This is a genomic window from Emticicia sp. 17c (genome assembly GCF_037153985.1).
Classification (GTDB): Bacteria; Bacteroidota; Bacteroidia; order Cytophagales; family Spirosomataceae; genus Emticicia.
Window position 1 is genome coordinate 1 of the sequence record NZ_JBBAYI010000018.1, and the last position, 19,926, is coordinate 19,926.

Genomic DNA, 19,926 nt, shown 5'->3' on the forward strand with positions numbered 1-19,926 from the left:
CTGCCATCATTGCCTGAATTACATTTTACGTTAACTCCGGTTACACTCGCCGTTAAAACTGTTGGTTGGGTGATAGTCACCGTTGCAGTCACGCTACAATTGTTCGCATCTTTGACTGTAACTGTATATGTTCCAGCGGTTAAACTACTTGCCGTAGCACTCGTCCCGCCACTTGGTGACCATTGATAAGTATAAGGTCCTGTTCCGCCACTGGCTGTTACCGTTGCACTGCCATCATTGCCACCATTACATTTTACGTTTATTCCTGTGATAGTTCTGGTAAGAGCCGTCGGCTGGGTGATAGTCACCGTTGCTGTTACGCTACAATTGTTTGCATCTTTTACCGTAACTGTATATGTTCCAGCGGTTAAGCTACTTGCCGTAGCACTCGTCCCGCCACTTGGTGACCATTGATAGGTGTAAGGTCCGGTTCCGCCACTGGCTGTTACTGTTGCGCTGCCATCGTTACCTACGTTACATTTTACGTTAACTCCTGTAACGCTTGCCGTTAAAACTGCTGGTTGGGTGATAGTCACCGTTGCCGTTACGCTACAATTGTTTGCATCTTTGACTGTGACTGTATATGTTCCAGCGGTTAAACTACTTGCCGTAGCACTCGTTCCACCACTTGGTGACCATTGGTAAGTATAAGGTCCAGTGCCGCCACTGGCCGTTACTGTTGCGCTTCCATCGTTACCTGCGTTACATTTTACGTTTACACCTACAACATTAGCAGTAAGATTGGCAGGCTGATTGATAGCTATTGTAGCTGTGGCTGTACATCCGGCAGCATTCGTTACAGTTACTGTATAAGTACCAGAATTTTGGGAAGAAACGTTTGGAATATTAGGATTCTGACTTGTTGAAGCAAATCCGTTAGGGCCAGCCCATGAGTAACTGGCTCCCCCCGATGCGGTAAAAGTAAGCGTCTGACCTGAACAAACAGGGCTATTAGAACCAATGCTTATATTAGGTATATCATTAATAATGACCGATGTAGTTGCCGTAGCAGTACACCCATTGGCATTAGTTACAGTTAAAGTATAGGTACCCTGTGCTGCATTTGTTACGTTTGAAATACTTGCAGACTGGCCTGTTGAAGCAAATCCGTTAGGGCCTGCCCATGAGTAACTGGTTCCACCTGATGCTGTTAATGTCAAAGTCTTGCCCGAACATACCGGACTATTTGAAGTAGCCGTTGGTGTGGGAAGTTGATTTACAGTAACAGTAACCTGTTTAGAGGCAGAGCACACCTTAGCTCCTCCGATAATCCATTCTGCAAAATTCAGCGTAGTTTCATTGCTAATTGTGTTTACACCATTCAAAAAGACATATCTTATTTCGTCTCCGATAACATTTGGTGTTGGACTTACACTAATTACACCACTTCCTGTTCCGTTTAGTATGTTACTCTGATAAACCATTACACCTGCTTTCCATATCTGCATTACTCCACCTTTCACACGGTCAGTACAGCAATCATTTCTTCCATCAATACTCAGGGAATTAATAAGATAATCCCCTCCAAGAGTATAACCAATTCCCCAAGTCTGCCCATTTGTGATTCTTGTCGCATGAAAAGTATCTGCATTAACGTTATCTACCCCATCAAATAAATTCTGAGGCCCAGCAAAAGAACTTGAGGAATTGATATATGTAAAATTAGAAGCATTAAAGCCTAAAGCATCTCGTACCAGATTAGTATAATTCGTATTGACTGCATAGGCAGCAACTGTATAAGTAGTGGTGGTAGCAGGGTTAACGGTAATAGTAGCATCGGTAGCTCCCGTGCTCCATACATAACTATCTCCGCCATTAGCAGTGAGTGAAGTTGACTGCCCTACACATATTACGTTTGTTCCGCTGATAGTTGGATTAGGTGTAGGATTAACCGTTACACTTGCTGTGGCAGTAGCCGTACACCCTTCGGCAGAAGTAACTGTTACTGTATACGTACCAGCCATATTGGTAGTAGCGTTGGCAATAATTGGGTTCTGAAGATTAGAAGTAAACCCAGAAGGTCCTGCCCATGAATAGGTGCTTCCACCACTTGCCCCTAGATTTATTGTACTTCCTGCACATTCGACATCACCCGTTGCACTTGCCGTAGGGATAGGATTAATAGTAGCTGTCACAGCAGTGCGAGATGCACTCACACATCCGTTTACTGTACAGTTAACATAATAAGTTGTTTGAGCAGCACTTAGACTTGGTGTAGTGTAACCGGTACCTGTAGCCAGAATAGCCGTTGAGGTATTAGAAGCATACCAACTGATAGTACCTGCACACCCCGATGCCCCTAAAGTAACTGTTCCGGGTCCACATTTACTACCGTTAATTGGCGTTGGAGCCCCTGGCAAACTAGTGACAATTACCTGAGTAGTGGCAGTAGCTGTACAGCCATTGGCATCTGTAACAGTAACAGTATAGGTAGTGGTAGCCGACGGGTTAACTGTTTTAGATGAACCAGAACCTAAACCGTTATTCCAGCTATAACTATAAGGGCTTGTTCCACCTGATGCACTGGCACTGATAGTTGCACTGCTATTGGCACAAATTGTTTGCGTGTTTGAGATATTAATAGCAATGTTTGGTACTGTAAGGGTTGTTCCTGCACCATTATAAAAACATGAAGAACTATTCAGGTTGGCGGTTGACGTACCTACTATTATACGGTATATATTACCGTTCATAGTAGTAGTAATGGTAGGCAATGTATAAGATACCGTATAAACTCCTGATGAGAAAGTAGCAATTGCACCGCTTGTTAAGTCAGACCAAGTAGAACCTCCGTCGGTACTTTGTTGCCATTTATAATATTTATACTGCTGGCTACCGTCGGTTACTGTTGCTGAAATAGCTTGACCAGTTGTACCGGGGCACTTGGTCATATTGGCACTTTGTGTAATGCTTGGTAAACACTGAATAATTGAAATATCATCAATAGCCCAGTCATTTCCCTGTCCCCCAAAAGCATTGTTTCTGATACTGAATGTTGAGGTTGTTGAATTACCCGTAGTAAAGGTAAAACCAACCTGTTGCCAGCCGCTACTGTTGAGTGTACCTGTAATGTATTTTCCTACCCCGTCAACAAGAAATGTCAGGTTGGGTTTAATAGTACAACCATCAACATTACTTGGGGGGCATAAGTTATATATCCATAAACTGTATTCGTATCTTGTATTCGGACATAGATTGGTAATGGTTCTTTCAATTACAATATCAGGGTTGTAAGAAGCATTTACAATCATCATATACCCGTTTACATCACCCGGAGTGTGGTCTTGTGTCAGGATATCCCAAGTCGTAAATATGTTTCCACCACTTGCCGAGCCATTACAATCAGTAGTATTAGTGATGGTGTAGTTACCATCATTCGGAGAGTCACAGTTAATAGGCGCATAGCTATATTGAGACTCACCCGGTGCGAGCGATGGCCCCGTAATGCTGCTTCCTGACCCAAAGTCACCACCAGGAAACAAGTTGGTCGGGCTGGCAATGGTACACAAACCAGTAGGACAAGGGGTGCCGGTATTGCCAACGGTTACTCTACGTTCGCTATAACAAAGCGGATTACCACCTCTGGTAACCACTACATAATAAAGCCCTGGCGACAAGTTGCTGATGGTATTACTTGGCGATAGCGTAGAAACTTTTACGAAATTTCTGCTAGTAGAAGAAATCCAAGAAACATCGTCGGTTCCGTTTACACCCTGTAAAACAATTTTACCATTGGTAGCTGCACAGTCGGTAGCAGAAGTTACCGTTTCGCCTGTGTAGTAAGAAGAAGTAACAGAAGTAAGTGTTACTGAAATAGTTCTACAAACTATTTTCGATGTTTTATCTCTGATAAAAATGGTATAATACCCAACCCCTAGCCCACCATACGTTTTCTCGGAGTTATACCATGTAATACCATCCATACTATTTTCATAGTAAGGCCCTGCGCTATATTCTGTTATAAAAATATTACCATCGGTAGCTGTACAAGATGTTGGATTTGCCGGTATTACCGCAATGGGTGTCGTACAAACCGAAGTACAGTTGGCATTTATAACCATGTTAGTAGTAGCTGTTGCCGTACAACCATTTGAAGCCGTTACCGTAAGTGTATAAATACCACTCATGGCAGCTGTGGCTCCTGACACCTGAGGTGACTGCTCGCTACTTGAAAACCCATTGGGTCCACTCCATGAAAAACTTTCTCCGTTTCCACCGCCTATTAACTTAAAAATAGTACCAACACAATGTGTTCCGGTGTTAGATGCAGTGGCAGTAGGTGGCTGTAACACCGTTACGGTTACAGATGTACGGGTGGCACTTGTACAACCATTCTCGGTACAAGAAACCGAATAAGTGTATGTACCTACCGACAGATTACCCGTAGTATAATTATTTCCTCCTACGTATGCACCACTTGAGTTATACCAGTTAAATGTGCCATTACAATTGTCAGCGACAAGTGTCACAGGCCCGGTACCACAACGGCTAATCGGATTCGTGGTTGGTGCTCCAGGAATAGGATTAATGATTGCTCTTATAACTTTTCGGGTAGTGCTTTCGCAATTATTAACTGTACAACTCACATAATAATCGGTACTAGCCGTTAAACTCGGTGTTGTGTAACTTGCGCCAGAAGCAAAGTTTGCAGTAGTAGAACCATTAGCATACCATTTATAAGTACCACTACAACCTGTGGCTGTAAGGGTTACTGTTCCGGTACCACAGCGGCTTACGTTATTGCCCGACGGAGCCGACGGAATAGCATTAACAGTAACACTTGCAGTAGCAGTAGCCGTACAGTTGTCTGAGTTGGTTACTGTTACCGTATAAATGCCCGTCATGTTGGTAGTACTATTAACAATATTTGGGTTCTGTAAGGATGATGTAAAACCTAATGGCCCCGCCCACGAATAAGAAGTACCTCCACCTGCACCGAGGCTTACTGTTGATGTTTCACATTCAACGTCACCAGTAGCAGTAGCCGAAGGCAATGGCTTCATAGTTGCTACTGCCAGCGCTCTAGGGCTTGTACAGGCATTGTTACATTCAACATAGTAATTTGTACTACCCGTGATTGATGGACTAAAAGAACTACCAGAACCCACCGAAGAGCCGCCGGTTGCAGCCATATACCACAAATAGGTTCCAGAACAACCACTTGCAGAAAGCGTAACAGAGCCCGGCCCGCAACGAGTTGCCCCAACCGTAGATGGTGCAGGTGGTGCGCTTGAAATAATAGCCTTTATAAGTGTTCTTGTGCTTTCGCAGTTATTGACTGTACAACTTACGTAATAATCGGTACTAGCCGTTAAACTCGGTGTTGTGTAACTTGCGCCAGAAGCAAAGTTTGCAGTAGTAGAACCATTAGCATACCATTTATAAGTACCACTACAACCTGTGGCTGTAAGGGTTACTGTTCCGGTACCACAGCGGCTTACGTTATTGCCCGACGGAGCCGACGGAATAGCATTAACAGTAACACTTGCAGTAGCAGTAGCCGTACAGTTGTCTGAGTTGGTTACTGTTACCGTATAAATACCCGTCATATTGGGCGTAGTATTAATGATAGTCGGGTTCTGATCTGATGAACTAAAACCGTTAGGGCCTGACCATGAATAGGATGTGCCACCACTTGCGCCAAGAACAATCATGTCGCCTTCACATTCGGTATCTCCCGTAGCGCTTGCCGTAGGCAAGTTCTTTACTACTGCAGTAGCTAAAGCCCTGGAACTAGCACAAGCCCCTATATTACACTCTACATAATAACTAGTTGTGCTTGATATACTCGGCGTATTAAAAGGGCTACCCGAACCTACATAAGTACCTCCGGTAGCGGCAGTATACCATAAATAAGAGCCGCTGCTACAACCACTTGCCGAGAGTGTCGCTGAGCCATTTCCACACACACTTCCACCTGTTGCAGTAGGTGTAGCCGGAACCGAAGAAACACTTACTACGGTGGTAGTAGTAGCTGTTGCTGTACAGCCACTACCGAATGTAACAGCTAAAGTATAAGTACCTGCCATATTAAGGGCAGCATTGGTTCGGCTAACATTTTGTGAGGTAGAACTAAAACCATTGGGGCCCGTCCACTTATAGGTTGCTCCAGCAGGGCTACTCGATGCACTCAGACTGATGGTCTGCCCCACACACACAGGCGAATTAGTACTGGCTGTTGCTGTACCACTACCATTTTGTGCCAGCGTAATACTACTGTTAGCAGTACAACCAAATACGTCGGTCACGGTAACAGTATAAGTGCCTGCCGCTAAGCCTGAAAAAGAATTACCAGTCTGATAAGAACCGCTTCCTATCTTAAACTGGTAGGTTGGAGTATTAAGCCCTGTGTTATCGTAAGGTCTTATGGCATCTATCGGGATAACCTCTGCCGGTACGTTGGTTGCATCACCCGGCTTCGACCAACCAATGGCTAGGTTGTCGCCCCCCCCTCCTTCTTTGTATAAGGCCTCCATGTAATAAATCTGACCAGCAACAAGGTTTATTCCGACCGATTTCTGTGTAGCAAATGCTCCCCAATCTCTTGGGCTAGTCCAGCTTGTATGGTAAGCAATTTTCGATTTATTAGCTGGGTTGCTGTCAGTACTTAACCAGAGTTCACCGTTATCGTCCGACGAAATCCAGAAATAGTAAGTACCCGTAATGCTAGGTGCAATATAACCCACAATACGCCCTCCAAAGTTATCGGCTTGGTCTATTGCAGCTTCTGCTCTCGCTAACGTAGTAGTCAACGACGGATTATTCGGATAGTTAGCGTTACTTGTCAGGTTTGACACCGAGGTTCCGCTGATGTTATTCCATCTTTGATAAGTAATAGAGCCTGTTCCCAATATACCACCACTACCCGTTGCTGTAATTGTTCCGTTGCTTGTACCGCAACTTGGGTCTGTCTTAGCCAGACTTACGCTTGGCATCATATTTACCGCAATAAGTATGCTATTAGTAGCTACCCAGTCGGTACAGTCTATTCTTCTGGCCAAACGACGATAATAGGTCATCGTATTAATAGCCGGAGGGTTATAACCACTCGACGTAGCCCCCGAAATATTAGTCCATGTATAGTTATCAGGGCTTGATTGCCATTGATAATAAGCAGTTCCGCTACCACCACTCGGGCTAGAAGTCAGGAAAGCAGCCGGGTCTACCGAGGTCTGGCAATAAAGTTCTATTGTTTGATTATTAGCCGTGGCAATACTACCAGCCGAGGTAAAATTATCACAGGCTACTAGTGCGGTTGATGTATAGTAGTTTGGTTTTTCTGGTGCAGATAACAGGTTTTTGTTAAATAATTTTTCTCCGTCTGCATATATTTTTCCTTCATATCCGGTACTTGTTAGCTGATTAGCTGCAAGCAAAGTTGGGTCTAACGAATTCGGAGTATTTCCGGCACTAGCAGTAATAAAGTTTTGATTTTTATCTGAATTAGTAAGATTCTGAGCAAAAGACGAAAAAAATAGGTTTAAAAAGAGGCATACGCTTAAACTGATGGCTAACTTATTACTTACATAAGTATGCCAAAAGAGGCTTCTCTTTAAACGGTTAAATTCAGGAGAGCAATAGGTATTTGTTTTTACAAAGGACACCTAGTTTTATCTAACAATTGAGTTGGGTATATTGAGAAGCCTATAAAATAATTTATTGGGCTTCTATGTACTAACCAAGCAAATGCCATGCCATTTGAAAAAATAATTATCAAACGGATACGCAAAAAACCATAAATACCTGACTATCAGTACTTAAAAAATCACACAAACAGATTAAAAGCCTTTTACAGAGGAATAAAAACGATAACGGAATTTAGTGATATAAGTAGCAGCAAAAAGCCTGAAACAAGCTGAATTAACAGGGTTTTTAGCACCAAAAGAGTCAGGGTTTTCTGGCAAAACCCCATAAAGCACTGAAAGTAAAAAGACCTTTTCCGGTAGTGAGTGTAGCATAAGATGTTGAAAACCCGAATTGGCGAAGGCGCATATTAGCTCCGAAAGAAAAACCAGCGGAGCCGCCTGACTGAGCAAGAATCAGTTCTTTATGGCGTAGATGATTATAACCAACCATCAGATAGAAATTTTTATGAATCAATAATTCAACCCCTACTGTTAGGTGTCGCAGCAGTTTATCGGCAATAGATATTTTTTTAGGTATTTTATTCCCTTGCTCGTCAAAAGTATAATTGAGTGTGGGGTCGTTGTAGGCAATATCAAACACATATAGATGATGGGCCGTAAAAGAGAATCTGGCAGGCATATATTTCGGTTTGAACGATACACCCATTTGCAAGTCGAAAGGTATATCGGGTTTAATATTTCCATAACTCTTTACAACAAAACCAACATTTTTAGCAACAATACCAAAATTAAGGTCATGTTCAGGATGTTTAAAAGTACCGCCCCAGTCGGTTAAAATTGCCAAAGCACTGTAAGATTCTATTACAGAACCTACCAGTTTTGTAGTGATACCAAAGGAGATATTATTTACCTTTCTGGCGTGTGTAATACCTAAAGAGAAATCGTTGGCCGAAAAACTGTTGGTCAGATTTCCGGTTGCATCGGTTCCTTGAAAACTGCCATAATTAAGGTTTTGCAAACTGATGCCCCATTGACCTGAACCTGAGATATTTTTTAGTCTTGGAGCATAATTAAGTGTAAAAAAATTACTTTGTGCCAGATACGGAGAATAACTTAGCCCTAGTTGGTTTTGCTGAGTGGTATCTAACAAAGCCGGATTAAACGTATGCAGATTTATATCTTTATCAAACAATGAAACATTGCTTCCACCCAATGCACTTACACGGGCGTTATTAGGAACATTAAGAAATGAAAAGCTACTCTGGGCATATAATTGGCTACCAGAAAGATAGCAGATTACTACCAGACTTACCACTAAGGCTGGTTTAAAAAATGATGTAGCCAATTTTGAGACCCAACGCAAGATGAGGAATATTATATGCTTTGTCTCTGTATCCAAGTCCTGAATTACTAAATATCCCATCACTATAATAAATAAAACTTCCGCTTGTGAGCGTCTGGTCGTAGTGGTGATTAACAATTATCCGTCTTACTCCGGCTCCAACGTAAAAATCAAATACAAATTTGGTATTTTTTTTCGATTCATCACGTATTCTTAACTGATAACCGAGTTTCGCTGTCAGACCAATAACGTATTTGTTAACAGGATAATTAGCATATTCAAAATAATTACAATTCCCGTTTTCGCATTCTCGCCCTATGTTTCTGTTCATTCTATCGTTAATCTGCTTATAAAATGCTTCATAAGCAATATACCTACCCATAAATGCTTGCTCTCGTTTATATCTTCGCAGTTCTATTTTTGCACGAAAAGTCTCTCTGAACTTGCTATCTGCAAAACTTTCTCCCCAGATATTTGCTTTCACATTTCCGTAACCAAATTCTTCTGATAAAGTCCAGCGATTACTTCTCAGCCGATGTTCTGTGGCAAACTGAAAAGTGTTATCAAGGTCAAACATTGACAGCGGTGCTATCTTGAATATCAGATGATGTTTTGTACGGAGGGAGTCCTGAGCCAGTACTCCATTCAGTAAAAATAAACTAACAATAATAGTGAGCGTAGCAGATTTCATTATTCTATCGGAATTTTACTTAGCAACTTGAGTTCTTTCTGTGCATTGTACTGATACTGGTAAATGCCTTGTTTACCTGTAATAATTAAAACATTGTCGTCTGGAATTACATCAACCGCATGGAAATCCCGAAACTGCTCAATCAGTTGTAAATCGTTGGGGTTACTTTTATCAAAAACCTTCAACCCGTAATCTCCTTCTGTTACAAAAAGCAGATTTCCATCTACTCCTAACCCATAAGGGTTCTGCATCAGGTAACTTTTCAGTAATTTTGGGCTTCGCATATCCTTAATATCAATCACATCCAGTGCATTCAGATTACGGTTACAATTAGTACCACTGCGCAGGGTTACATAAGCGTAGTTACCTTCGGCTACTACGGGGTCACAGGCTACAATGTGAGAATAAACCGAAACCGTTGTAGGGTTTTCAGGGCTGGCAATACTCATAATTACCATGCCTGTCTGGGTGCCAATCAGTAGGTAATCATTAAAAGGGAAAATAGTTTCAACAGCCGTGTTGATAAATACTTTTTTAATGAAAACGGGGTTTTCGGGACTACTAAGGCTAAAAACTCTAAGCGACCGATTATCAACGGCATACAGATAATCTTTGGCAATAGTAAAACGTGCCGTTGAGCCTCCTTTTCCGGTCGATACATCATTACTGATACTCATGGCATCTCCTTTACAAGCATAAAGGCAAATCATTACAGATACAAAAAGCAGGATTTTTTTCATAAAGTATCTGGATTTATCTGAAACATTTAGGGTTAATTAACTGAGTATACTCCCACGACTTTACATATCCTTTACTGGGGTCGGCACACTCAAATTTGCCTGTTTCATTAGGAAAAGTGGGATACGGAAAAGCCTTTTCTATTCTTTTTACTACTCTGATATTCTTGAGGTCGCTTATATCAATGGCAACGAGGTCATCGGCGTTGTCGGCATAGAGCAGGTTGTTTTTAATCGATATATCTTTATTGACCGGAATAGCCAGAAAGGCTACCGGCTTAGGGTTAGTTTTATCGGTATTATCAAAAATATGAATCCCCTCCCCTGATTCGTTGATGTACAAATAATTACCCTTTACGTAGATTTTGCCCGGGTGCGAGAGTTTTCGTGCAGGTTGTATTTCTATTTTGCGAATTGTAGCGTAATCGACATAAACGGGCTTATAGCCATTCACTTTTTCGTCGGCTCGTTCATCGTGTAAAGTACAACCATAGCAGATGGCAATTATGGCAAGAAAGAATAGTTTTTTCATAGTGTTGTGATTCAGGAACTATCGGATGAACCTATCTCTATCTACTATGACTACTATCTGCTATGAACGGTTGTAAAATTTTATGTTAATTTTTTTTCAGATAGGCAATTACTGCTTTCCGTATGTCATTCCGAACATCGCCTTCAGGAAAAGTGTCTGTCACTGAAATAATATCAGGATTTGTTTTCGTGAAGAAATCCAGATTTCTTTCTTTTCCGGTAAGCAGGAAGTCGCTCGTTACTACCTTGTATTCCTGATTTACATCAAGCAATTTACCATTAATATACCATTCATTTTTGGCTGCTTCATAAGTGATTCTGTCCCATTGCAGGTATCCGCCGCTGCCTTTATTTTTCAGCCCTGTTTCAAGAATTTGTTCCAGTAGGCGGCCACGCATTTTTACCTCTATTACTTTACCACCAAAAGGTAAAACTCTCAGCACATCGAGTTGGGTCATTTTCCCTGATACCACATCATCAATACGGATAGACCCTCCGTTAAAAAAAGTACAATCGGTAGCATCCGGTGTAGCGGCTGTCATGGCTTTGGCTATCATGCTTCCCATAAGTGCTTGCTGGTTCCTGACGGTCGACTCATGGCCGTCCAGCGGCTCTTTCAGGTCAGTAATTACTTCGTTTTTATTAATACCAATTGCTTTGAAACTGGCATCGGCAATATCTTCCCATTTTTTTACTACCATAGCCGCCTCAGGATTATCAGGAATCTGGTCGTTAATTTTCTTCAACTCCGATTTTACGCTTGCTTTGCCAGTAGCTTTGTTATAAACAACCCGATGGATATACGCTGTTTTGGCATTGGCATCGGCTTTAGCCATAATTACATCGCCTATTTTTTCAATCATGTTGTCGTGGTCGTGCCCACCCATTATTAGTTTCAACTCTGGAACCATTCCTGCTAAGGCGATGTCATCAACTCTGTTAATATGAGTCAGGGCCACTACAAAGTCGCACTGTGGTTTTAGCTCATTATAGGTTTTCCTTGCTACTTCAAAGAAATCGTCATACCATACGTAATCTTTCGGATTAGAGGGTAACACTATGCCAAACATACCCATTTTTACTTCTTCGCCTTTGGCATTTTTAAAGGTGTAAATCTGTGTTTTAGGAAAAGGCATTTTGGTGCCGTTTACCACCTTGCCGAAAGGCTCGAGTTTACCATTAATTTTTTCAAGCGCATTGCTGTTGAGCCAGTTAAATTTCGACTCATTAATGCGCTCCTGCAAGTCTTTTTCGTCGAGGTCAAACTCATGATTTCCAAAACAAACCCAGTCAACACCTACGGCATTCATAACGTCAACCATCTGGCGGCCTTTAATACCTTTGCCTTCGTAACGGAGCGTACCTGTTACCGACGGGCTCAGGAAGTCACCCGAAAGTACGGTAATAGTATTAGGGTTTTCGTGTAATAAGTTCTGGCGAACAGTAGCTACACGTGCCATTCCGCCGATTTTGCCGTTATCAAGCGGCGAAATTTCATAAACATCGTTCAGATGTAAAAACGTAATGGCCACTTCATCCTTGCTGGTACTAACTTTAGCAGTACGGCAAGCACCCAGTATAAGCACAAGTGCTACAAAAAGGAAATGTTTTTTCATGAAGTAAAATTTAAGTTAATGAGTAGGTTTAAAAGTACGTAAAAGCAAAACGCTTATAAAGTACCGAACTCTATAAGCGTTTTACAAACAAATGTATAGAAAAAGCCCAACTTACACCAGCGATTCTTTTAAATGCACAGGCGTTACCCAGTCTGGCTTGGTGGTTCTGATATTAGCTTTCAGGTCGTTCAGGATGCTGTATAAGCCAAAGTATGTGCGGTTTACATACAAACCATGCTGCGAGCCACGCGCCGAATTGCCATTTTTCAATTCAGACATATTGGCTATGTAATCCAGAAACTTGTATATTTCATCAACGTAGCCCTCTGAACCAAAATCGAAAGTATGTGCATTAAAGGGTCGCCCTAGCAAACGAATCATCTGCTTGAATATTTCAGAGAAAAAGGCTTGTTCTTTGGGCGAATCCTCTTTCAGCAAGAAATCCAAATCCCAGAAAATCTTCTGAATTTTATCGTCATCGTTCAAAGTATCGGGGTTCATCAAGGCAAAATAATTTTCATAATAATCGTCTGGAATAACCTTGATACAACCAAAATCTATTACACCTAACTGGCCGTCGGGAGTCATCAGAAAATTGCCCGGATGTGGGTCGGCATGTACTTTGCGCAAGGTGTGCATCTGGAAATCATAGAAATCCCAGAGTGCCTGCCCTATCTGGTTCCGAATCTCCTGCGATGGATTAGTATCCAGAAACTCTTTCAGATGCAAACCTTCAATCCAGTCCATCGTCAGAATTCTGTTTGAAGAATATTCAGGGTAATACTTCGGAAAAAACAAATGTGGAATATGGCTACACGCATCGGTTATTTCAACCGAACGCCTGAGTTCCAAATCATAGTCCGATTCTTCCAACAAGCGTTCTTCTACTTCTTTAAAGTATCTGTCAATTTCGGCGTCGTTTAGTTTAAGCAACTGCACAGCTAGGGGTCTTGCCATTTTCAGGTCAGAGCTAATACTTTCGGCCACTCCCGGATACTGAATTTTTATGGCCAGTTTTTTGCCATCCTTATAAGCCGTATGCACCTGCCCTATTGAAGCAGCGTTTTCGGCCTTTAAATCGAATTTATCGAATATCTCAGACGGTGACTTCCCGAAATATTGCTTGAAAGTTTTAATAACCAACGGAGACGACAAAGGCGGAGCTGAATATTGAGACATAGCAAACTTGTCGGTATAGGCGCGAGGTAGCAAGTTTTTATCCATACTCATCATTTGCGCTACTTTCAAGGCACTGCCTTTCAGGTTACTCAGGGTTTCGTACACATCGGCCGCGTTATCTCTGTGAAGTTCTTCCTTGCTTAACGATGGGTCGAGTATTTTTTTACTGTAATGTTTAATATAATTACCTCCTACTTTTACCCCTGCTTTCACAAACTGCGTAGCTCTGGCTACTTTAGAAGTAGGTATTTTATCCTGTGAATTCATACAATTATTAATTAAGTGGCCAATTGTTTATCATTTTATTAATGAAAAATAGCCGACCTTTTCAGACTCAGATTTCAACAAAATGAAAAGTCACCACGGTTGTTTCTTCGTTAAGGAAATTGTTTACACCTTTAATTATATCGGGGGCTGCACCTTTAATTTTATCAACAAGAATCCCTTTGAAGTCTTTTATAAAATCTTTTTGAAGATTCTTGAAATTAAGTTGGTTCAGGTGGGCTTTTCTGAGTTTTATGAGTTTATCCATTTCCGAATTACCTACACCCATGCCTTTTTTAGCCATAATTCCCTGTGCGGTATCTTCAAATTTTTTGGTATTAATAAATTTGAATTTTTCCAGCTCTGTTTTCAGGGGTTCCAGTCGTTTAGCCCCTTTCATTTTCCTGATATACTTCAGTTCGGTATAAGAAGCCTGCAAAGGTTTTTTAAAAGCATACTTCGCAGTACTTTTAAGAGATGCCGCCAGATTTACTACTTCTACTACATTTTTTGTTGTGGTATAGGCATCCGAGTTATCGAGCATGGCAAGTTCTTCTATGTCATCTCTGACCTTCTTGTGCTTGATTGCATCACCCAGAGCAATTTTAAGCCGCCCCAAATCATTGCCACAAAGTGCGGCACTTGTAGTGAGGTTTACCCAGCTTACGGCCGTTATAGCCCATGTTGCTCCAAAGGTTTCAAAACCTGCTGCTGCACTTCCTGCCGTTACACCCATACTGCCCACAGTTGAGCTACAACTAAGCCCCGCCGAAACTAACTCACTATAAAGAGGCTTGAGCGCACCTGTATTTTCATTAAAAAGAGGTTTGGTTAATTCTTTTAAATGGAATGATGTTCGTTCGAGAATTCCCTTGATTACTTTTATTTCGACAAGAAGAACAATATTACTAGTAAAGCTTTGGGCATTATTTCTGATAACCCTGCATTGCATTCGCCTGTCATCATATACATAAATAGGAATCCCCCTGATTTCACTATAACTATCTACTTTTCTTATCAGCAGAAAATCTTCCAGTTCAAAGGCAGCCATTTCTATTCAGGTTAATTTTATTAATCAAGAGTAAATTTAAGAGATAGCTCTTTTTGGTATTAACAAAACCGTTGTTTTATTTTTAAAAAACCAACTCTTAATACTTTCAACTGCTTTGGGTGGGTTTATATGAGCAATTGCTTTCTTGTGTTGGCAGTTCTATACTCTTCTGTTCTGAAATAAAAACTTCCCTAAATCAAATAATGAATCGAGCGGCGAACGACCTAACAAATCAAAAGCCGTATTGACCGATTTTTCTATCATGGTATCGGTTTTTTCAAATGATTTACTGGTATCATTTATCCAGAAATCCAGAATAAACAATGCCTTAGCCCAGAATAAATCAGGATACCGCTGAGTTAATTGCGGAATAGGCCGTTGCTCTACCTCTTTAGTCTCACGTGCTTCGAGCAATAGTTCGTTTATATAACTGTAAAAAACTGTTTTAAAATCAGCTAGTTGGGTATTTCGCTTGGCGTAAACAGGCTTTTGAAGTGTTTCGTAAGCTTTCAGAATGAAACTTCTGTTTTGCTTTAATATTTCTATCCATGTATAGAAGAAAGCCAGAAGTTTTTCTCGAACGGAGTAGTCGGCATATACTTCTTCTTTTTGTGCTGAAACAATGGCATCTGTACAAAAGCCTTTCCAGACTTCGCTTTCTATTTGTGGAAACGAAGAAAACTCTTCGTAAAAGTCAGGCTCTTTGATTTTGAGTTTTTTGCAGAACGCATAAACCGATTCGGGTTGTGTTCCTTTTTCGAGAATATACTCAATATAGGCTTGTTTTATTTTATCTTTTGTCATCGATTATCTATCACTTAATTAGTTATTTCGTTAGCATGAAGTAATTGGCTGGCTCATAACAAATCGTTCATTAGAACAGCAGTTGTGTTATATACTTTCAACAACGTGTCAGGTATTTTTGTTTCTTTTATGCCTAGTATTTCTGCGTATTTTTCGCCAAGCAGAAACCTTGATTGTGCTTGCAGCAAATCGGCCGTAAAACTATTTGGGCTAATGTTTCTGACGGCGCGCATCAGGGCATCTGTTAGTGCCTGACTTTCAAACGATGGTCTGAATTGTCGGGCTGCTATCATGCGTTCAAATTTTAAAGCCTCCTGTCTATTTTCAGGCAATATATCTGGCTCAATACCCAACAAAAAGCCAATTACATTCCATGTATGCAGATACGCCCGCTCGTATGTATCATCAAGGGTATAGCCTAATTTGCGCATACCCCTCAGTACAACCAACGAAAAAGCCAGATTTGTACCCAACATATCTTCCTGATTTATGGGGTAACCCCAGCCCATGTCCCACTGCTGGCTATGTAGCGTAAAATACCTGATAGCTGCGTGCATGAGCCGAACTTTTGTACAGATAGCAAATATTTTATGACTGGCCCAGTTATCATGCTGCATAACGGCTTTCAGAAAATTGCCCGTTTCGACCAGACGCTTCTGGGTATCGTTGCGTATTCGTTCCGAAAAATACAGAACTCTGGCACCGTCGGCACCCAAGTAACAGTAAGGCAAAGCATATAAACCCAGTACTAAACCAATAACCTGCTGGTTTTTCTGATAGAAATCAGTAGCGCGGAGTATCTCTTTGCTATTGAAAAATCTGGGTAACGATGAATGATCATACAGAAAACGCTGTAATAGTTGTGGCTGGCCGGAAAAATCAAGGCATTTAAAATCGGCCAGAAAAGACATTGACTGGCGTAAAGACAGAATGCCTTCTTCTCGCACCCATTGTTCGATAAGAGTGTCGGCTGGTTTATCGCCCTCACCTCTGTAATAAGCCAATTGGTTTTCTATAAAAGCCTGTGTTTTCATACCGAAACTTTATTTGAACATAATTAAAATCTGTATTACTCGATGCGTTTCCCGTCAAGAACAACAATCAATAAAAAGAAAATGTTTGTTTTGCCCGCTATATTTGGCCTACATTTCAGTGCTTCGGAGCTTATATCGATTAAAAATTTATATTCTCATTTTTCTGCATGATATTTGCTCAGTTTCTTTTCTATGAGATATGTTTAAAATACCAATACCTATTCGTAAAGCATAGCTGGCATGACACCTACTGCCAACTTATGCCTATCAAAACAAATATGTTTTTATGAATCAGGTTATTAATTATAAACTACTCTGGCTAATATAACATGCTTACTACATGACCCAATTAAAACCATCACATATTCTAGTACTTGTACTGCTATTGTTTCTGACCTGTAATAAAAAGGAGGTAAATCTTCTGGAAATAAAACAGCAGGAACAGCAAAAGCAGGTGTGTTTCATTAAAAATGCTAATCATGGATATGGTATTATTTATAATTTCAGTTACGATACTCAAAAATTACTAAATACGCTACAAGGTTTCTCTGGTTTTAATAAAATAACCTACATTAATGGCTTACCTGTAAAAGCCGAAAATACCTTCGAGCAAGGTAATTATATCACCTTCGATTATGATGCGCAAGGCGCGATGACACTGCTCACTTTTTACGGCAAAGACAGTACAGGCAAACCTTTTGCCTTTAAAAGCTCTATTACGACAAACAGTAAAAAACAGGTTGAACGTATAAAACTGGCTTTACCTATTTTTGATGATGTACTAGATACTAGTATTGAATATGATGCTAACAGTAACATAAAAAAAATAAACCTGACCCAAAATGGCAAAACCCAGACCATACTCGAAAACCTGAGTTTTGATAATAAAAATGCCCCTTATATAGCTACTCCTTTCAATACAATTATGCTTTATTTTGTTATTTTCACATCGAAAGTAGGAGCCGAAAACACCACTTATTTTATTAATAAAAATAATGTTACAGCAGCCCGAATAGCTACGGCTGATGGCAATGTGGAGTATTCGTACAAATATGAATATAACGACAAGGGGTTTCCAGTAAAAACAAATATCACACGGAAATCTAACGGAAAAGAAGAAAACTATCAGGAGAATTTTTCTTACAATTGTCCGTAGTAAAAAAATCTTCAAAAAAAATCAATATTTATAAAACACTGATAATCAAATCATTATAGCAAAAACAAAAAAGTTATGAGATTTTAGCCGAAAGAGTTCAACAAAAAATCGTAACTTTGTATCCCGTAATCAAAGATTTAAGACCACATGTCAATGAACGGGCAAACCCGCAATCCGAAGTATATTTTTGTTACGGGCGGAGTAACTTCATCACTTGGAAAAGGCATTATTGCCTCTTCATTAGCCAAACTCCTTCAAGCAAGAGGTTTATCGGTAACTATTCAAAAATTCGACCCTTACATCAACGTCGACCCAGGCACGCTTAACCCTTACGAACATGGCGAATGTTACGTAACGGACGATGGAGCAGAAACCGACCTTGACCTCGGGCATTACGAGCGTTTTCTGAATGTACCTACTTCACAGGCCAATAATGTCACTACTGGGCGCATCTATTACAATGTAATCATGAAAGAGCGTCGGGGTAATTATCTGGGTAAAACCGTACAGGTAATTCCGCATATTACTGACGAAATCAAAAGAAATATTCTTCAACTAGGAGAAACAGGAAAATTCGACATCATTATTACAGAGCTAGGCGGTTGTGTGGGTGACATCGAGTCGCTTCCTTATGTAGAAGCTGTACGCCAGTTAAAATGGGATTTAGGCGAAGATAATCTACTCGTTATACACCTGACCTTAGTGCCTTACTTGCAGTCGGCAGGAGAGTTAAAAACCAAACCAACCCAACACTCGGTTAAAATGTTGCAAGAGTCGGGCGTGCAACCTGATATTATTGTTTGCCGTACCGAACACCCTCTCCCACAGGATATTCGCAGAAAAATAGCACTCTTCTGTAACGTTGAACAAAACTCTGTTATTGAAGCAATGGACGCTGAAACCATTTACGATGTACCATTGTTGATGCAGAAAGAAAAACTCGACCAACGGGTGTTATATATGCTCGACATCTATAATGACCAAGATGCCGATATGGATGCGTGGAAAGGCTTTCTGGGCAGACTTAAAAACCCTATTGAGCAGGTAACCATCGGGCTTATAGGCAAGTACGTTGAGCTAAAAGATGCTTACAAATCAATTGCAGAATCGTTTATTCATGCAGGAGCAGCCAATGAGTGTAAAGTCTCTATCGAATGGATTCACTCTGAAAGCCTGACCCCTGATAATATTGCTGAAAAATTTGAAGGTCTTGATGGCGTTTTAGTAGCTCCGGGTTTTGGCGAACGAGGCATTGAAGGAAAAATTGCTGCGGTGCGCTATGTGAGAGAGAACAATATTCCATTCTTTGGTATTTGTTTGGGTATGCAAATGGCTTGTATCGAGTTTGCCAGAAACGTTATCGGAATGCCACAAGCACACTCTACTGAAATGGATCCAGATACTCAATTCCCTGTGATTGATTTAATGGAGACCCAGAAAAACGTAACCGATAAAGGTGGTACCATGCGTTTAGGTGCTTATGCTTGTAAGGTAAAGGACAAAACGCTGGCTCGAAAAATATATGGTAAAGCCAACATTAGCGAGCGTCATCGCCACCGTTGGGAATTCAATAACAAGTACCTGAAAGATTATGAGGCCGCCGGAATGATTATTTCAGGAATTAACCCTGACAGCGGTCTGGTAGAAATCGTCGAGTTGCCTAATCATCCATATTTTATAGGTGTACAGTTCCACCCCGAATTAAAAAGTACGGTAATGGCACCACACCCATTGTTTGTGAACTTCGTGAAAGCTGCTATTGAATATGCTTCCAGCAAAAAAATGGTGTTGCATTAAAACCTTAATAGCATATTAAACTTTTAGTAACAGATTGTTAGAGAAGCCTGTAAATTAGGATTTATTACGAATCTTTGCGACTTTTGTACAACAATTTTAAAGTTGTGAAGTGTATTTTTTACGAATTATAAATTTTTA

At 40.7% G+C, this 19,926-nt stretch carries 12 protein-coding genes; 2 read left to right on the plus strand and 10 right to left on the minus strand.

Features of this window, described 5'->3' with window-relative positions:
* The 10 genes from WAA15_RS22875 to WAA15_RS22920 all read right to left on the minus strand — a co-directional run.
* Positions 1–7,604 (minus strand): Ig-like domain-containing protein (locus tag WAA15_RS22875; protein ID WP_337045176.1); only part of this gene is annotated, 7,604 nt, incomplete at its 3' end.
* Positions 7,605–7,887: 283 nt separating this feature from the next.
* Positions 7,888–8,949, minus strand: coding sequence for a type IX secretion system protein PorQ (gene porQ, locus WAA15_RS22880; RefSeq protein WP_337045177.1), 1,062 nt, complete (start codon positions 8,947–8,949; stop codon positions 7,888–7,890).
* On the minus strand, positions 8,912–9,619 hold the full coding sequence (locus WAA15_RS22885) for a hypothetical protein (protein ID WP_337045178.1): 708 nt from the start codon (positions 9,617–9,619) through the stop codon (positions 8,912–8,914). The genes porQ and WAA15_RS22885 overlap by 38 nt, the downstream gene beginning before the upstream one ends.
* Entirely contained in the window at positions 9,619–10,359 is a 741-nt protein-coding gene (locus tag WAA15_RS22890) for an LVIVD repeat-containing protein (protein WP_337045179.1), read from the minus strand. Before WAA15_RS22890 ends, WAA15_RS22885 begins: the two co-directional genes overlap by 1 nt.
* A 13-nt stretch (positions 10,360–10,372) precedes the next feature.
* A complete protein-coding gene (locus tag WAA15_RS22895; RefSeq protein WP_337045180.1) occupies positions 10,373–10,888 on the minus strand; it encodes a hypothetical protein in 516 nt (171 codons plus the stop codon).
* Between the two features lie 85 nt (positions 10,889–10,973).
* Entirely contained in the window at positions 10,974–12,503 is a 1,530-nt protein-coding gene (locus WAA15_RS22900; RefSeq protein WP_337045181.1) for a bifunctional metallophosphatase/5'-nucleotidase, read from the minus strand.
* Positions 12,504–12,614: 111 nt separating this feature from the next.
* Complete coding sequence (locus WAA15_RS22905) at positions 12,615–13,949, minus strand: ABC1 kinase family protein (protein WP_337045182.1); 1,335 nt, start codon at positions 13,947–13,949, stop codon at positions 12,615–12,617.
* Between the two features lie 67 nt (positions 13,950–14,016).
* Positions 14,017–14,997: a hypothetical protein gene (locus tag WAA15_RS22910; RefSeq protein ID WP_337045183.1), complete on the minus strand. Its 981-nt coding sequence runs from the start codon at positions 14,995–14,997 to the stop codon at positions 14,017–14,019.
* 159 nt (positions 14,998–15,156) lie between these two features.
* Positions 15,157–15,801, minus strand: a complete 645-nt coding sequence (locus WAA15_RS22915; protein WP_337045184.1) for a TetR family transcriptional regulator C-terminal domain-containing protein — start codon at positions 15,799–15,801, stop codon at positions 15,157–15,159.
* Positions 15,802–15,854: 53 nt separating this feature from the next.
* Complete coding sequence (locus WAA15_RS22920) at positions 15,855–16,835, minus strand: oxygenase MpaB family protein (protein ID WP_337045185.1); 981 nt, start codon at positions 16,833–16,835, stop codon at positions 15,855–15,857.
* A 340-nt stretch (positions 16,836–17,175) separates the two neighbouring features.
* On the opposite strand from WAA15_RS22920, the gene WAA15_RS22925 reads away from it, so the two are divergent.
* Together WAA15_RS22925 and WAA15_RS22930 are read left to right on the plus strand one after the other, a co-directional pair.
* The gene (locus tag WAA15_RS22925; RefSeq protein WP_337045186.1) at positions 17,176–17,991 is read left to right on the plus strand and encodes a hypothetical protein; all 816 of its coding nucleotides are present in this window, start codon (positions 17,176–17,178) and stop codon (positions 17,989–17,991) included.
* A 147-nt stretch (positions 17,992–18,138) separates the two neighbouring features.
* The gene (locus WAA15_RS22930; RefSeq protein WP_337045187.1) at positions 18,139–19,788 is read left to right on the plus strand and encodes a CTP synthase; all 1,650 of its coding nucleotides are present in this window, start codon (positions 18,139–18,141) and stop codon (positions 19,786–19,788) included.
* Positions 19,789–19,926 lie beyond the last annotated feature (138 nt).

Coding starts and splice junctions, on each gene's coding strand:
- WAA15_RS22890 (WP_337045179.1), bottom strand. CDS start 10,359: ATGAAAAAAATCCTGCTTTTTGTATCTGTAATGATTTGCCTTTATGCT.
- WAA15_RS22905 (WP_337045182.1), bottom strand. CDS start 13,949: ATGAATTCACAGGATAAAATACCTACTTCTAAAGTAGCCAGAGCTACG.
- WAA15_RS22930 (WP_337045187.1), top strand. CDS start 18,139: ATGTCAATGAACGGGCAAACCCGCAATCCGAAGTATATTTTTGTTACG.
- WAA15_RS22900 (WP_337045181.1), bottom strand. CDS start 12,503: ATGAAAAAACATTTCCTTTTTGTAGCACTTGTGCTTATACTGGGTGCT.
- WAA15_RS22925 (WP_337045186.1), top strand. CDS start 17,176: ATGACCCAATTAAAACCATCACATATTCTAGTACTTGTACTGCTATTG.
- WAA15_RS22915 (WP_337045184.1), bottom strand. CDS start 15,801: ATGACAAAAGATAAAATAAAACAAGCCTATATTGAGTATATTCTCGAA.
- WAA15_RS22895 (WP_337045180.1), bottom strand. CDS start 10,888: ATGAAAAAACTATTCTTTCTTGCCATAATTGCCATCTGCTATGGTTGT.
- WAA15_RS22910 (WP_337045183.1), bottom strand. CDS start 14,997: ATGGCTGCCTTTGAACTGGAAGATTTTCTGCTGATAAGAAAAGTAGAT.
- WAA15_RS22920 (WP_337045185.1), bottom strand. CDS start 16,835: ATGAAAACACAGGCTTTTATAGAAAACCAATTGGCTTATTACAGAGGT.
- WAA15_RS22885 (WP_337045178.1), bottom strand. CDS start 9,619: ATGAAATCTGCTACGCTCACTATTATTGTTAGTTTATTTTTACTGAAT.